The organism is Paenibacillus sp. FSL R5-0636 (genome assembly GCF_037974255.1).
Taxonomy (GTDB): Bacteria; Bacillota; Bacilli; order Paenibacillales; family Paenibacillaceae; genus Paenibacillus_AQ; species Paenibacillus_AQ odorifer.
The window spans coordinates 2,531,915-2,547,458 of sequence record NZ_CP150232.1 but is presented as its reverse complement, the minus strand read 5'-3'; the positions used below and the strand labels follow the sequence as shown (position 1 = coordinate 2,547,458).

13 protein-coding genes and 1 riboswitch are annotated in these 15,544 nt (G+C 45.1%); of the genes, 10 read left to right on the top strand and 3 right to left on the bottom strand.

The window, feature by feature from the left end; translation table 11 throughout:
• The first annotated feature begins 449 nt into the window (after positions 1–449).
• The 7 genes from MKX34_RS11175 (at position 450) to MKX34_RS11145 (ending at position 7,413) form a co-directional block, all read left to right on the top strand.
• The gene (locus MKX34_RS11175) at positions 450–1,475 is read left to right on the top strand and encodes an ABC transporter substrate-binding protein (RefSeq protein ID WP_076105371.1); all 1,026 of its coding nucleotides are present in this window, start codon (positions 450–452) and stop codon (positions 1,473–1,475) included.
• 208 nt (positions 1,476–1,683) lie between these two features.
• A complete protein-coding gene (locus MKX34_RS11170) occupies positions 1,684–3,282 on the top strand; it encodes an AraC family transcriptional regulator (protein WP_305953650.1) in 1,599 nt (532 codons plus the stop codon).
• Positions 3,283–3,330: 48 nt separating this feature from the next.
• Positions 3,331–3,472: riboswitch (cyclic di-AMP (ydaO/yuaA leader) on the top strand.
• Positions 3,473–3,612: 140 nt separating this feature from the next.
• On the top strand, positions 3,613–4,779 hold the full coding sequence (locus MKX34_RS11165; protein WP_036689715.1) for a KamA family radical SAM protein: 1,167 nt from the start codon (positions 3,613–3,615) through the stop codon (positions 4,777–4,779).
• 142 nt (positions 4,780–4,921) lie between these two features.
• A complete protein-coding gene (locus MKX34_RS11160; protein ID WP_076100790.1) occupies positions 4,922–5,833 on the top strand; it encodes a YafY family protein in 912 nt (303 codons plus the stop codon).
• A gap of 82 nt (positions 5,834–5,915) precedes the next feature.
• Positions 5,916–6,431 (top strand): DinB family protein, encoded by a 516-nt coding sequence (locus MKX34_RS11155; protein WP_076105369.1) that lies wholly within the window; start codon positions 5,916–5,918, stop codon positions 6,429–6,431.
• Between the two features lie 56 nt (positions 6,432–6,487).
• Complete coding sequence (locus tag MKX34_RS11150) at positions 6,488–7,057, top strand: YdeI/OmpD-associated family protein (RefSeq protein ID WP_076100793.1); 570 nt, start codon at positions 6,488–6,490, stop codon at positions 7,055–7,057.
• A 224-nt stretch (positions 7,058–7,281) separates the two neighbouring features.
• The gene (locus MKX34_RS11145; protein ID WP_326058360.1) at positions 7,282–7,413 is read left to right on the top strand and encodes a hypothetical protein; all 132 of its coding nucleotides are present in this window, start codon (positions 7,282–7,284) and stop codon (positions 7,411–7,413) included.
• Between the two features lie 132 nt (positions 7,414–7,545).
• On the opposite strand, the gene MKX34_RS11140 is transcribed toward MKX34_RS11145, so the two are convergent.
• Positions 7,546–7,686, bottom strand: a complete 141-nt coding sequence (locus MKX34_RS11140; RefSeq protein ID WP_179089339.1) for a hypothetical protein — start codon at positions 7,684–7,686, stop codon at positions 7,546–7,548.
• A 97-nt stretch (positions 7,687–7,783) separates the two neighbouring features.
• Here MKX34_RS11140 and MKX34_RS11135 point away from each other — a divergent pair, with 97 nt between their 5' ends.
• Both MKX34_RS11135 and MKX34_RS11130 read left to right on the top strand, forming a co-directional pair.
• Complete coding sequence (locus MKX34_RS11135) at positions 7,784–8,101, top strand: transposase (protein WP_036683594.1); 318 nt, start codon at positions 7,784–7,786, stop codon at positions 8,099–8,101.
• On the top strand, positions 8,050–8,976 hold the full coding sequence (locus MKX34_RS11130) for an IS3 family transposase (protein ID WP_143760599.1): 927 nt from the start codon (positions 8,050–8,052) through the stop codon (positions 8,974–8,976). Before MKX34_RS11135 ends, MKX34_RS11130 begins: the two co-directional genes overlap by 52 nt.
• 502 nt (positions 8,977–9,478) lie before the next feature.
• On the opposite strand, the gene uvrA is transcribed toward MKX34_RS11130, so the two are convergent.
• Complete coding sequence (gene uvrA / locus MKX34_RS11125) at positions 9,479–11,983, bottom strand: excinuclease ABC subunit UvrA (protein ID WP_076104652.1); 2,505 nt, start codon at positions 11,981–11,983, stop codon at positions 9,479–9,481.
• Between the two features lie 257 nt (positions 11,984–12,240).
• On the opposite strand from uvrA, the gene MKX34_RS11120 reads away from it, so the two are divergent.
• Positions 12,241–12,678 carry a MarR family transcriptional regulator gene (locus MKX34_RS11120; protein WP_076104658.1) on the top strand — a complete coding sequence of 146 codons (438 nt, stop codon included), beginning with the start codon at positions 12,241–12,243 and terminating at the stop codon, positions 12,676–12,678.
• 70 nt (positions 12,679–12,748) lie between these two features.
• On the opposite strand, the gene MKX34_RS11115 is transcribed toward MKX34_RS11120, so the two are convergent.
• Positions 12,749–15,508 carry an alpha-mannosidase gene (locus MKX34_RS11115; RefSeq protein ID WP_076296931.1) on the bottom strand — a complete coding sequence of 920 codons (2,760 nt, stop codon included), beginning with the start codon at positions 15,506–15,508 and terminating at the stop codon, positions 12,749–12,751.
• Positions 15,509–15,544: the final 36 nt, after the last annotated feature.

The window sequence follows — 15,544 nt, the reverse complement described above, 5'->3', positions numbered from 1 at the left end:
TCGGCTTGCGTTTGACTATAAAAACCATAACAAAGCCCTTCTACTGACGTCAAGCACGGTAGATAACATGCCACGTAATGATAACGATTACAATCAATGCGGACAACCCTGAATTTTTGCATCACCTGAACATCTTAATACATAACAATAATCAGATTCAAAAAAACACCACAATCCTATGTGCTTCAAGGGATTCCTTCTGCCAAGTTTGTTATGAAGACAAGCTTCCTCTCTTTCTCTCCATTGCCGTTATTTAGAGTATTTTTCCAAGCAGCTAAAAATAATTTAAAATAATTTCAACCACATCCTTTTTACTTGATTGTACAAATCAAATTACGGGGTTATTTTTTGTCCATTGAGTAAAAAGAGGCTTTAATTTATGATAGTTTTTAATCGATAATGATTATCATTATTGGTGGTCGTTACATATAATAGGGAGGCAATAAGATATGAACAAGGCACGACAGTCCTTCGCTGTGGTATGTGTACTATTTTTGCTGAGTACATTGCTACTGGCGTGCGGAAACTCAAAGGAACAATCCTCTGCCAATAGTACGGCAAACGCAACCGGGAACTCTTCCGCTGCAACCGCGGCACCTTCAGCAGAACCCTCAGATAGCAGTACAGATGAAGCTGCAGCGACTACCCGCTCCTATACAGATTACATAGGACATACTGTAGAGATTCCAGTGAATCCGCAGCGAATTATCTATTCTGGAGAAACTTATGGCGATTTGCTCGCACTTGGTGTGCAGGCGGTAGGTTATCCTCTTTCTATGGGGGAAGGCCAGATTTTTGAAGAACAATTGCAAGGTGTGGAGGATGTAGGCTTCCCTATCAATCTGGAAAAAACATTGGAGCTTCAGCCTGACTTGATCATCTATGCGGGCACAGATGAAGCTGATTTCGAGCAGCTCTCCAAAATTGCACCAACGATAATATTTAATACCTTTGCCCCACTCCAGGAACGTATGCTGGACATTGGTGGAATTGTTGGTAAAACGACTGAAGCAGAAGCATGGCTTGCCCAGTATAAAACCGCTGAAGAGAACATGTGGAAGCAATTGAAATCCGCAGGCATGAAAGAGGGCGAAACGGCTGCGGTCTTCACTTATTATCCAGGAGACAGACTATTTATAATGGCAGCAACCGGACTTTCACAGGTACTCTATGGGGAGAATGGCTTCAAGGCAACTCCAGCTATTCAGAAGATACTTGATGAAGGTAAAGGGTTCCAGGAAGTATCCATGGAAGTCCTGAAAGAATATGCCGGAGACCGGATATTCATCTTGACTCCAGTGGCAGAAGAAGCAAAACAATCCACAGAGAATCTATTAAAGAGCCCTATCTGGAAGAGCCTTCCTGCCGTCAAGAACGGATATGTCTATACACAAGACATCATGAAGACTTCAAGTGATGCGACAACAAGAGAATGGCTGCTTGGCGAAATTCCACAGCTATTGAATATGAAATAACCTTCTGTGATGAAGAGTTTAACACAAGGCTGATAAAAAACTGCAAGAAGCATGTCAACAGCTGTTGATATGCTTCTTTTTTTTATATACAATGAATTCATTGATAATCATTCTCACCAAATGAACGGAGGCTGAACCCATGCTGCATATATCATCGTCCTGCCCCCCACTCCACTCTCTGCTATTTCAGCTAAACGAGGCCGAACTGATGATTCAAGCTGCCGATTCAAGCTCTATAACGCGTACAACCCGGGACTATACCCTTCTCATATTTACTGGAGGGAACGGACAATTGAACCTCGATGATCAAAGCGTGATACTAAGTACGGATAAATGTTATCTACTATCTCCTGGAATCTCCTATAGTACGAACAACCAGGAGCTGACGTTGTATTATTACCTCATCACCTTTACAGCAATTTATACAACCAAGCTTCCTAAACGATATTCTGGAGAGCTGCTTTCCGGCAGGCGGGAGTTAATTGTGCACCCGTTCACCAAGGTAATCCGGCTAGTCGAAGACCTGCTCATGAACAGGAATAACACCGATGATGTACAACAATTCAAGCAACAATTAAAATTCCAAGAATTGCTGCTGTTACTTTTTGAGCATAATTACCCTTCCAAACACCTGCCAAGTCCTACGGAATCCGTAGAAAAGACCATAACATTCATTCAGGAGCATTATACAGAGAGTATCACCGTGAAGCAGTTAGCTGAACTGGCGGGAATATCAATCTGGCAATATACACCGATCTTTCAGCAGCTTACGGGTAAAAAGCCGCTTGAATACCTGACGGATCTGCGTATTAATCATTCCAAACGATTCCTGCAGGAATCGACTGAACCACTGCGGGAAATCGCCAGACTGGTCGGCTTCTCGGATGAATACTATTTCAGCCGCCGCTTTCGGCAAAAAACCGGAGTTACACCCGGACAATATGCACATCAGCAAGGTCGTAAGCTTACCGTCAAGGATTGGACGGGTCATGAGGTGGAAATTCCTGAACGAGCGAAACGTATTGTCTATCATGGCGAGACACTTGGCGACCTTCTCGCGTTAGGTGTAAAGCCTATCGGTGGAGATGAAGCATTCGCCCGGAACAGCGTCTATAAACATCGGCTTAAGAAGCTCGCCAACGTCGGGTTTCCACTGGACCCGCAGTTGACCGCTTCCCTAAACCCAGATTTGATCATTTTGGCAAATAGTGATGAAAGAGCCTACAGAGCAGTTTCTGGTATCGCTCCGACACTCACCTTTGATTCATTTGCGCCTCTCGACAACCGAATGCGGACATTAGGCAGTTGGCTAGGTAAACAGCGCGAAGCCGAAGCATGGCTGGAGTCATTCACAATCAAAAACGCTGCCATGTGGCAGCAGCTTTACTCGACAACTCTCCAAGTTGGAGAAACCGCCTCTGCTTTGGTCTATGATCATGGAGATCATCTATATGCTATGGGAATGTCCGGATTCTCCACTGCGCTTTATGCCCCATGTGGTTTACAACCGACCGAAGAGATCCAAGCCATATTGGACGAAGAGTTAGGGTTCGCCGAAGTTGATCCAACACGACTGCCTGCCTACGCCGGAGATCATATCTTCATGTTCATTCCGGAACGCAAAGACTCGCGAGCTGCGATGGAACGATTACTAGACAGTTCACTTTGGAACACTCTTCCGGCAGTACGTCAGGGACATGTTTATCTGCTCGACGGAAGCAAATGGAACTCTAGTGATGCGTTAACCCGGGAGAAACTGCTAACGCTGTTGCCTAAACTACTCGGCGGAAGTAGCGCTAGCAATTGAAGGTGAATCTAGGATTCTCTTTTGACTTTTCAAAACTTGATAGGGTATACTTTATCTACGCTTAATTTCCAACTTTTACAGTTGAAAAGCGGGGGAACCAGTTAATTGGGGCGAATCATTGAGCATTAGAATGTAGGGTACCATCTTACCCGAGTCCGTCAGCTAACCTCGTCAGCAGTGGATGGGTCTGCTTTTCATGTTATTTACATAACCAGAGACCCTTGCTAAGGGTCTCTTTTTGTGCTTTTTTTGGACCCTGCTGGCAGTAGATTGGCCTTTGACACTAAGGCTCCCTCATTTCTCACACTACGAGACAAAGGAGAGATGTACGTGCAAAAGGTAAAGTACTTCACGGATATTAACAAAATAGCTATGTTGTCTGAGCTGGAAAAAGAGAATCTGAAAGAAATTACAGACAAATTTGTTTTTCGTGTAAATGACTACTATCTGTCTTTGATTAACTGGGATGATCCAGATGATCCCATCCGTAAGCTGGTTATTCCTAACGAAGGTGAACTGCTGGAGTATGGGCGCTGGGACGCCTCCGATGAGGACACGAATTATGTGGTACCTGGTTGTCAGCACAAGTATAGAACCACTGCACTACTGATTGTATCCGAGGTCTGCGGGGCTTATTGCCGCTACTGTTTCCGTAAGCGTCTGTTCCGAAATGACGTGAAAGAGGCGATGGCTGATGTCTCTCCGGGCTTGGAGTATATCGCAAAGAATCCGGAGATTAACAACGTACTTCTTACGGGCGGGGACAGTTTAATTCTCTCCACACCGAAGCTAAGATCCATTATTGAAAATCTAAGAAGCATTGAGCATGTTAAGATCATTAGACTAGGTTCCAAAATTCCCGTATTTAATCCGATGCGGATCTCTGAAGACGAAGAGCTGCTGGAGCTGATTCGTACTTACTCTACCGAAGACAAACGAATCTATGTTATGGCGCACATCAATCATCCTCGTGAAATCACACCTGAAGCCAAAAAAGCATTTAAAGCTCTCCACAACGCAGGGGCAATTGTCGTAAATCAGACTCCCATCCTCAAAGGCATCAACGATGATCCCATTATTTTAGGGGAACTACTGGACCGACTTTCATGGGCTGGCGTTACACCCTACTACTTCTTTGTGAACCGGCCCGTTGCCGGAAACCGGGATTTCGTATTACCGCTCGAGCAAGTCTATCAAATTGTAGAAGAAGCCAAAGCTAGAACCTCAGGACTTGGCAAAAGAGTACGCTTATCCATGAGCCACACCTCAGGAAAAATAGAAATTCTCGCCATTGATAACGGGAAAGCCTATCTCAAATACCATCAATCCAGAGATCAGGAATACGGAAAATTCATGATTCTAGATTGTCCAAAGGACGCCGAATGGTTCGATGACCTGCCTGGGAATGAGCAATATTGGACCCCACCTGTGAAAAAAAACGATGCTATTATTTCTGTTAATGATTTATCAGAGCCTGCGGATTTAATCTGTAAATAAATTAATCGGCTCTGTCAGACTCTGTCATAGGATATTTCTTCATCACCAACAACAAAACTCCTCCCTCCCAAAATTAGCCCGAAAAAATCTATGATATAATCACGCTGTAACACGAAATGGACTAATGGGTGGGAATGCACACATGAAATTGGAACGATTGATTTCTATGATCTACAAGCTATTGAACCACGAAGTTTTATCTGCCTCCAAGCTGGCTGAAGAGTTTCAGGTTTCCCAGCGAACAATCTATAGGGATATCGATGTGATTTGTGCCGCTGGCATCCCGGTCGTATCGTATCAGGGTACTAAAGGTGGATATGGCATTATGGACGGATATAAAATGGATAAAAGCCTGCTCCGTTCGTATGATGTCACTTCTCTGATTACTGTACTTAACAGTCTCTCTTCCGTGTTTGAAGATGAGCATACGCAAGGAACCATTGAACGGCTGCAAACGATAGGAACGGAGCCACAAACTTCTAGTCTCGCGGTGGATCTTGAAACCCGGCGTACGGATCCTGACGCACTTCCTCTTTTACGTGCGGCTATAGCGGAACGAAATGTTGTCCGTTTTGATTACATCAGTGTAAAAAATGAACGTACAACCCGTGAAATGGAACCAGTAAAGCTTCATTTTAAATATAGCAACTGGTACATCTATGGTTATTGCCGGGCACGGCAGGATTATCGGGAGTTTCGTCTTTCCCGGATGCTGAATTTGTTCCTGACGCAGGATACCTTTCAATCACAACATGAAGTACCCAAAGAGGCTGGCTGTTCAAACAGGGTAGATCAGGTGGAGGAAATAGTAATCCGGGTGGGCCCTGAGGCTTTGGCAGAAGCTTTGGATCAGTTTCATCAAGTCGACAAGGAATTTCATTCTGATAAAAGCATGACGATGCGAATTCCTGTGTATAAGCCATTGGAAGCTCGTTGGCTTTGGTCCATTCTGCTGAGTTTCGGCAGCGGGGCCGAAGTCCTCGAACCCCCTGCATTGCGAGGTATTTTAAAAGAGCAGCTTCAAAACACACTCAAACTTTATGAAGAAGTATGACAGTCTGATGTCATACTTCTTCTTTTATATTAACAACAGTAACAAAAACAAATCCATGACAATTCAAAAGGAGACCATACGAATGACAAATTATCCAGTAGAAATGTTTAAATACCACACTTGGGCAAACCAAACTATCCTGGGGAGAATCAAGGAACTCCCATCCTCTGTGCTAAGTCAAGAAGTGAACAGCTCGTTTCCCACCATCGCTCATGCCCTTAGCCATATCTATGCGGTTGATACGATGTGGTATCTTGTTTTAACAGGCACTGCTATGCCTGAGGCTTTTCAACAAAGTATCCCGCTAAATTTGAGCATTCTAGATTCTGTGGATGAGTACGTAAATATCTTTGCACAGCTATCGGAACAATACAAAGAATGGTTACACCACCAATCCGATTTGGAGCAAACCATTCTGCTTGACAATCCATTCGCCGGAATCCGCCAAACACGCCTATCAGAAATTGTGTTGCAAGTCGTCAATCACGGGACTTATCATAGAGGCAATATCTCTAATATGTTACGTCAGTTAGGCCACGCTTCCACCATGAATGACTATTCCCTTTTTTGGTATCAGGTACCTGCGGAAGCTATTTAATCTCTAATGGGCAATGTGCTCCACTCCATACCTAGAAAGGAAATTGTATTTTAATTATGGAGATTGAAAATCTAATTACAGTAAAATCGAGGGAAGATTTAAGAGTTTGGCTGCAGGAGAATTGTAAGACTGAAAAATCTTGTTGGGTACTCGTTAGTATGAAGCCAAACCCAGAAACGTTGCTATATTTGGACGTAGTTGAGGAATGTTTGTGTTTTGGATGGATCGATGGAGTGAAAAAGAAAATTTCGGAAACAGAGCTGGCGCAAAGACTCTCTCCCCGAAGTAAAAAAAGCTCTTGGACTGAATTGAACAAAGAACGGGTCCGCCGCCTCGAAAAGCTGGGGTTAATGAGTGCTGAAGGAAAACGGATACTTCCTGATATGAACCCTGATTCTTTTATAGTAGATAAGATTATAGAGCAAAGGCTAAAAGAGGACAGGCAAGTATATGAGAATTTCCGGGCCTTTCCCCCCCTTTATAAAAGAGTTCGGATCGACACGATCCAAAGCAATAAACATCAGCCAGATTTATTTAAGAGTAAATTAGACAAATTCATAACAAACACTAAAGAAAATAAAATGTACGGGCAATGGCATGATAATGGACGTCTGCTCGATTATTAAGCTGCGCTAGATGCATGATCTCCTGCTGAGGCTTTCGGACTCCAATGACGCTATTTACTAATTTATCGCCTCTTCAGCAATCCATCGGACTCCAGCGCAGCTATTCCTTAGAAACTGGCTCTTATAAGGCGTTTTTTTCGCCAATAGGGGCTATGCGGTCCGATAATACTCCAAATGACGGATTTTCCTGCATTTAAGGTCTGCTGAGTCCGATACGCCGAAGAATGATCATTTGCTGGACTCCTGAGTCCGACACCGCCGAAGCATGGTCATTCACTGGTCTGCTGAGTCCGATACCGCCGAAGCATGGTCATTCCCTGGGTCAACTGCTATTGCTACTGCTGCTGACACCATGATCTCCTGCTGAGGCTTTCGGACTCCAATGATGCTATTTACTAATTTATCGCCTTTTCAGCAATCCATCGGACTCCAGTGCAGCTATTTCTTAGAAACAGGCTCTTATAAGGCGTTTTTTTCGCCAATAGGGGCTATGCGGTCCGATAATACTCCAAATGGCGGATTTTCCTGCATTTAAGGTCTACTGAGTCCGATACCGCCGAAGCATAGTCATTCGCTGGGTCAACTGCTATTGCTACTGCTACTGCTACTGCTACTGCTGCTGACACCATGATCTCCTGCTGAGGCTTTCGGACTCCATGAAGCTAGAATAAAAAGTGGACAGTAGTTAACAGACTGGCGATAATGAGTCCACGGAGGTGTGTTCACATGGGAGAACATCGACAACGGTATAACGAAGAATTTAAAAAACAGACAGTGCAGTTCATTCAAGAGCAAACAAAGACAGTGGGCGACTTGGCGGAAGAGCTCAACATCCCAAAAAGTACCCTGCATCAATGGATGAGTCAGTATCGAGAACTAAAGAATGAACCGGCAGCTAGCGTGGATCGAGTACGGGAACTCGAGGCACAGTTGAAAGAAATGAGCCGTCAACTTCAAGAAAAAGATAACAAGATTGCTGATGTGGAAGAGGAATTAGCGATCGTAAAAAAAGCAGTGCACATCTTCAGCAAACCAAGGAACTGAGATTCCAGTTTATTGAAAAACATCGCTCCGAGTTTCTCTTGGAGAAGATGTGCATGACCCTACATGTGTCACGGAGCGGGTACTACAAGTGGCGGACAGAAAAAAACAGTACGCATATGCTTCGTAAGGCTGCGATAATGAAGCGAATTCAGTATCATTTTGCAGACCATCAAAAGCGGTATGGGAGTCCGAAGATCACTCGCCTGTTGCATCAAGAAGGTTATACCGTTACCGAACGCACGGTGAGTGTGTACATGCGACATATGAAGCTTCGCTCCATTGTCTCCAAAACGTATCGCGTACAGACCACCGACTCCAATCATGACCATCCGATTGCCCCAAATACGCTGAACCAGCAATTTAAAATACTCAAACCCAATTCAGTATGGGTTACCGACATTACATACATTCCTTGCCGGGGAGGGCGCTTGTACCTGGCTAGTGTGATGGACCTTTGCACGCGTGAAATCGTGGGGTGGCGCTTGGAGAACCATATGGAAACTAGCTTGATTTCGGGCGCCTTACAAGATGCTTACGAAGCTAAGCAACCGGAAAAGGGTCTATTACATCACTCCGATAGAGGTTCTCAATATACTTCTCATGAATACACGAAGCAGTTGAAAGCGTATGGCATGGAGTCCAGCATGAGCCGCAGAGGTAACTGTTATGATAACGCCTGTATCGAGTCGTGGCACAGCATTTTGAAAAAGGAGCTCATTTATTGTAATCCACGATTCAAAACTAAGGAGCAAGCCTACCAGACACTTTTTCAATATATTGAGTTTTATTATAACCGCAAGCGAATGCATGGCGCGCTGGGGTATCTTTCTCCAGTTCGTTTTGCTGAGCAATTGACTAGAATGTCTGTTGCGTGACTGTCCACTTTCTTGACAGAGGTCCACCAATGATGCTATTTACTAATTTATCGCCTTTTCAGCAATCCATCGGACTCCAGTGCAGCTATTTCTTAGAAACAGGCTCTTATAAGGCGTTTTTTTCGCCAATAGGAGCTATGCGGTCCGATAATACTCCAAATGGCGGATTTTCCTGCATTTAAGGTCCGCTGAGTCCGATACGCCGAAGCATAGTCTTTCGCTGTCTGATGCTACCGTATCCTAATCATCTGCGGATCAAACACCATCGACTCATGATCATCTGCTAATCCTATAGTGCTACATACGTGTAAATTCATCTGTTAATCCTAATGTGCTACGTACGTGTAAATTCATCTGTTATTCCGAAAGTGTTAAGTACGCGTGAATGGGATCGGTTCAAACGTTCAGACGAAGTTTAGAGTTGAGAGCAGTGGTTGGTTTAAGTTCAAAAAAGGAGGTGTCCTAGCCATTTTCATGGCTTTTGGACACCTCCTTTTTTTGATTACATCCCTACAGCCAGAATCCGTTTCAGGAACATCCCTGTGTAGGATTCCCGCACTTCAGCAACCTGCTCCGGTGTACCTTCAGCTACAAGCTTACCGCCCACAACGCCACCTTCAGGGCCAATGTCAATCACCCAGTCGGACTCCCGAATCAACTCTAAGCTGTGCTCCACAACCACGACCGTATTTCCCGTATCAACCAATTTGCTCAATAAGGTATGGAGCTGCCTGATGTCTGACGGATGAAGGCCTGTTGTTGGTTCGTCGAGCAGATAGAGCGTATGGTTTTTGGAAGGTTTGCTCAACTCTTTAGCCAGTCTAATCCGTTGCCCTTCACCACCGGATAAGGTTTTGACAGATTGTCCCCATTTAAGGTAACCGAGACCCACCTCACACAACGTCTCGATTATCCCCGCCATTTTGGCTTCCGACTTAAGAATTGGCAAGCTTTCCTGCACGGACATGTCCAGCAGATCCGAGATGGAATATCCATCATATTTCACCTGGAGAACCTCATCCGTAAATCTTCTCCCCTTGCAAACGTGGCATTTAACCTCCAAATCGGGTAAGAAATTCATGTCTACAGTCAGCACCCCAAGACCCTGACAGGTTTCGCAGCGTCCACCCGGTGTGTTAAAGGAAAAATGCTTGGAGGTCAGTTTTCTTTTTTTCGCCTCCGGCAATGCAGCAAACAGCTGGCGCAGATGTGTGAAAACATCTGTATATGTCGCTACATTAGAACGCAACATCCTCCCCATGGGCGATTGGTCAAAAATCACTATATTTCCAACCTGATCTAAGCCTGCAATCTCCGCACAGCCTGTTTGCTCATGTTCTTTCGCACTACCTTGCGCAAGAATATCAAAGACTAGCGTCGACTTGCCTGAACCCGAAACCCCAGTTACAGAAACTAGACAACCTAGAGGAAATGTAACCTCCGGGATCTCAATGTTCCGGTATTGAGCCTGTCGGATGGTGATCTGTTTTCCGTCACCTTTCCGGCGAACATATGCAGCAGTCTTATGACGCTCTTCTCTAAGATAGACTCCCGTAACGGAAGTCTCGCTTGCCATCAAGTCCTCAATGCTGCCCTCGCCAACAACTTGCCCGCCGTCCAGACCAGCACCCGGACCCATATCAATAATATGATCGGCAGCGCGCATCATCTCAATATCATGCTCGATAACGAGCACCGTATTCCCCAAATCGCGTAACTCCTGAAGCACACGAATGAGGCCAACAGTATCCCGCGGATGAAGCCCGGTCGTCGGTTCATCTAGAATGTATAACACTCCAGTCAGACCTGACCCCAGCAATGAGGCAAGGCGCAGCCGCTGTGCCTCTCCACCAGATAAGGAGACCGTCTGACGGTTCATAGAAAGATAACCTAGACCAACATCGATAATCCTTTTTAGTCGGGTAGGCATATCGTGAAGGATGGGTTCAAGCAGATGAAGTCCCTCGGCGGGCAAAGCCGCCTCTAAGCCTTTCGTCCACTCGTAAACATCGCTTAATGACCAATCCGATACCTCCGTAATCGATACGCCAGCTACCCGTACGAGACGAACTTCGTTTTTTAAACGAGCGCCAAGACATTCCGGGCATTGCTGCTCATGAAAAAATCCGCCGTCTTTTTCCTGTGTACCAGCTTCTCCTTCCTTCTCCTTGTAACGCCGCCACAAACCAGGAATGACGCCTTCAAATTTGGTGCCTTGAATCGGCTTAACATTGGGAAAATGGCGCTTAAACGCCTCACTTTCCACTCCGTAATACAACAAGTCGCGCTGAATTTCACCGTAATCTTTTAAGGGCTGATCCGGGTCAAACTCAAAGCCAAAATGCTTGCCAGCGGCCAATAATATACGCATCTGTATATCACGATGAACACCATTCAGCGAGGCAACCCCACCCTCACGCATACTAAGCTCTGGATTAAACACCGCCGCTTCATTTATAGTTGCCACAGATCCAACACCACCGCAGGCTTCACAAGCTCCCTCCGGTTTATTAAAAGAGAAGTGGGACATGCCCAGCTTCTCAAGCTCTGCTCCGCAATGTGGACAACCCATCGTCTGACCATCCATTTCCTCGTCTTCCTCGATCAGCAATCCCCTCGCTTCAAAAGAAGGTGGGATGCTGCCACTACAGGAAGGGCAAACCCGCTCGCCTAATCTGGAAAAGATAAAACGGACAAACGTATAGATGTCAGTGACAGTCCCGACTGTCGAACGGGGATTACGATTGGTGACATGTTGTCCAACACTAATGGACGGAGATAGTCCAATAATAGACTCCACCTTTGGTTTACTGATCGTATCTGACGTCATGCCCATGGAATCCAAATACTGTCTTTGGCATTCCCGCTGTAGTGTATCCATAGCTAGCGTCGATTTGCCTGATCCCGAAGGTCCTGTCAGGACAACTAGCTTATACTTAGGAATCGTGAGCGAGACATTTTTCAGATTATTCTCTCTTGCACCTTTAATAACAATAGTCTCTTTCACATCTATTCCCCTCTCATTTCAACCCACTGGTTTGTAGTTATATCTTCTATCCATATGGTTGCCCAAAGTTGTTGTATTGCAATTATTTTGCAAAACATTTCTAATTTCGATAGAATGTATTTGATAAATCACAAAATTTTCAAATAACTTTATAATCTAATATCTTGACTATCAAGATATAATTATTTTAAAAGGAGCGTTATCTTTTGTCAAGCCACGAACAACCTACACCAGAGCAGGAACAATTCACCTTGCTTATGCGCAGTTTGGGAAACCGAACGGTATTGTACCAACAAAATGTAGCCGCCTCACTTGGGTTATACAATAATGATTTCTTATCTATAGATATTCTACGGGAGAAAGGTCCGATCACTGCCGGAGAACTGTCTAAATTAACCGGTCTGACCACCGGAAGTGTTACAGCATTAATAGACCGGCTCGAAAAAAATGGCTATGTCCGCAGACAAAATGACCCGAATGACCGCCGTAAAGTGATTATTGTGCCATTATATGAGAATAAAGATGATGTCATTAATACGTACCAACCGCTCCATACCGCCATGGTTAAGCTCGCAGCTTCTTATACGAATGAAGAGCTCGCCCTTGTTTCGCAGTTTTTAGGCAAAGCAAGTGCGGTTCTAGAAGAGCAGATTGATCATCTTGGATCCACTGCGCGCGGCAAATCTTCTTCCTAAGATACGTATTTATACAAAAAAGGACGATATCCAAAAGTCATACGACTCTCTGGATACCGTCCTTTTTCATTTATTTTCTAATACCAATAGTTACAATTTCGCATGGACCGATCTGTAAGTCAAAGCTTCCTTTCTCTTTCTCATCACTAGAGACTGGGTGGCTCTCCTCTTCTAGGATCGTCGTTTTATAGAAATACTGCTGTGGAATACTTGAACGGAAGGACAGGTTGGTGTTCTGCTGACTCATGTTATACCAACGCAGCAGCAAGTCTCCAGTCTGCTTGTTCATTTTTAGTGAAGAAAATGCAAGTTCCTTACTCTCCCAATCGAATGGAGTATACACCGGCGCAACCACGCCTGCATGTACATCTGTCTGACATACAATCCACGGAACCTGGAATTGGTAAGCTTCAGCATAAGCACCAGAAGTTATACCCTCGCCTGTGTGCGGGATTAGCTCCATACGAACAACGTGCTCTCCAAGACACTGCGCTTCTGGAGTAGGGAATAGCCCCCAGTCACCAAGTTCGCCAACAGAACGTAGCAGTGTAATCGCAATAGTGTTACGCCCATCTCGCAGCACTTCATATTCATTTAATCCAAAATTAGCGACGGTTAGACCCGCTTTCCCATCACTAATATCAACAAAGGCTTGCTGATGTTGCGTGTTACTCGGATTCTTCCATTCTGTGGCGGGTTCAATATTCCGCTCAGCAACCTCGAACATCGAATCTACACGATGCGTAGCAGCGTTCAAATCTGTCGGAAACAGTATACGAATCCGGTGATCTTTGGCCTGGTTTTCTATTGTCGTTTCGATATGCAATCCCTTTCCGCCCCGCTCCAAGGTGATTACAGTACGAAGTTTTAGAATGACTGTGTCACTACTGCGCTGAGCTTTGCGCTCCGGATAGTAAACCAGTGCACGCTGCTCCTCATCCAGCTTATCATCTGCCGAAGCTGGAATCTCCCAGTCATGCTTAATTTCTATAGCGGCGCGAAACGATGTATTTTCCAGCACACAAATATTAGCCTTTAGTCCTTTAGTCGTCAGAGCTTGTTCGGCCTCTGGCTGTTTGTACATATATTCATTGCCGATATCCCCGGTGTTTTCATATACGCCAAGATCTTGATAGGTCACTCCACTAGTTTTGTCACTTAGCATAAACGAACCATCATCATTAATAACTACCTTGATAACGTCATTTTCCAGCACCCGATCTCCTTGTAGCAAAGATTCAGCGGCTATTGGCAGTTCTGCATCTGCCCGGCGAACCCAAGCATATGAACGAAGACCCAGCGCAGGAACTTCTACGGCTTCAAAGGTAAGTCTTACCCGGCGGCACATATACGGCTGACGGAACTTGTCATCTGGCAAATCATAACCAAACTGAAGACCTAAGTCCTCCATCTGGCAGGCAATATCATTCCCTTGATCGTCTACTAACACACGATCGTGCAAGTCAATTCCGGTCATACGGCTAGCCGTTTCTTCCAGAGAGAACCCTTCTCGCAAATATAGACGCGCCACATCAAGTTCTACGCTCACAGTACCCGTGCGACTCCAACCCGTCATATTCATCGCAACTAGTGGAAGCACGTCTTCACCATATGCTGTAAACCCGGTCGTATCCACAGCTTCTGCAATCACTCGTTTACTACCCTCAACAATGGTCTCTGCCACATGACGGCTTTTGTCAAAACGGGTGACCATCTCACGGTGTACCTCATCCACGCTGCATCCACAAATACTATCATGCGGATGATTCTGCATTAATGTCTTCCATGCATAGTTGAACAGATGATGGGGGTACTCTTTGCCCAGTAAATGTGCGAACGAAGCAAGTGGCTCGGCCAACTTTTCAAGCAAGATTTGCCCTTCCTGATTCATCTGTTTCAAATAGACACGCGCAGACGCGGTATTCACTAACGTACCCCATCCATCGGTATGCTGGCTCCGCAGTTCTCCCTTTACAGTCGACAAGCTGCTGCGATCCATTACACCCTCTACGGCCTTAAGGTAATCAGGAAAGTTCGAATGAATGAACTCCATATCTGGATACAACCGCTTCGCAGTTTCGATAGCCTCTGGCAAATCCAGTTGAGCCGGCTGATGATCGCAACCATTCATGAACAGTAGCTCACTTGTAGAGGCAAACTTCCGCGCATCTGCCAGCTTTTTCTCCCAGAACACTTTGGCTTCTGCTTCATTTACAGGCACTTCGTTTCCGTTAGAATACCAATTAGCAAATAAGATGCCGAGCACTTTTGATCCATCAGGACCTTCCCAAATCAGCTCCGAGAATGAGGATTCGTAACCTCCATCTGACACCGTATTATTGAATCCAGTGGGCTTCACACCTCTTCCAAAAAAGGCATTATTGATGCCGGATTGCAGCATTAATTGTGGAGTCTGGCCGACTAGACCAAAGGTGTCGGGAAAATAACCGATTTTGGAGGGTTCCCCGTAACGCTTCGAATCCTGATGGCCAATCTGCATATTACGAACATTGGCCTCCCCACTAGTAAGGAACGCATCCTGCAAAATATACCAAGGTCCTATTAGAAGGCGACCTTCCGTAATATATTTCTGTAGCCGCTCTTGATTTTCGGGACGTACCTGAAGATAATCATCCAGAATAATCGTCTGTCCATCCAGATAGAAACTCTTAAATTCGTTATCCTCATCCAACCGGTTCAGTAATTCATCAACCAGTTTTACTAAGCGTACATGATGTTTCTCATAGGGAAGATACCATTCCCGATCCCAGTGTGTATGGGAAATGATATGGGCAGTCTGAGGTTTAATAGATTGATTTGAACTTTCCAAAGTGAAGACCTCCTTATATGCAATGCGTTCTCTCTA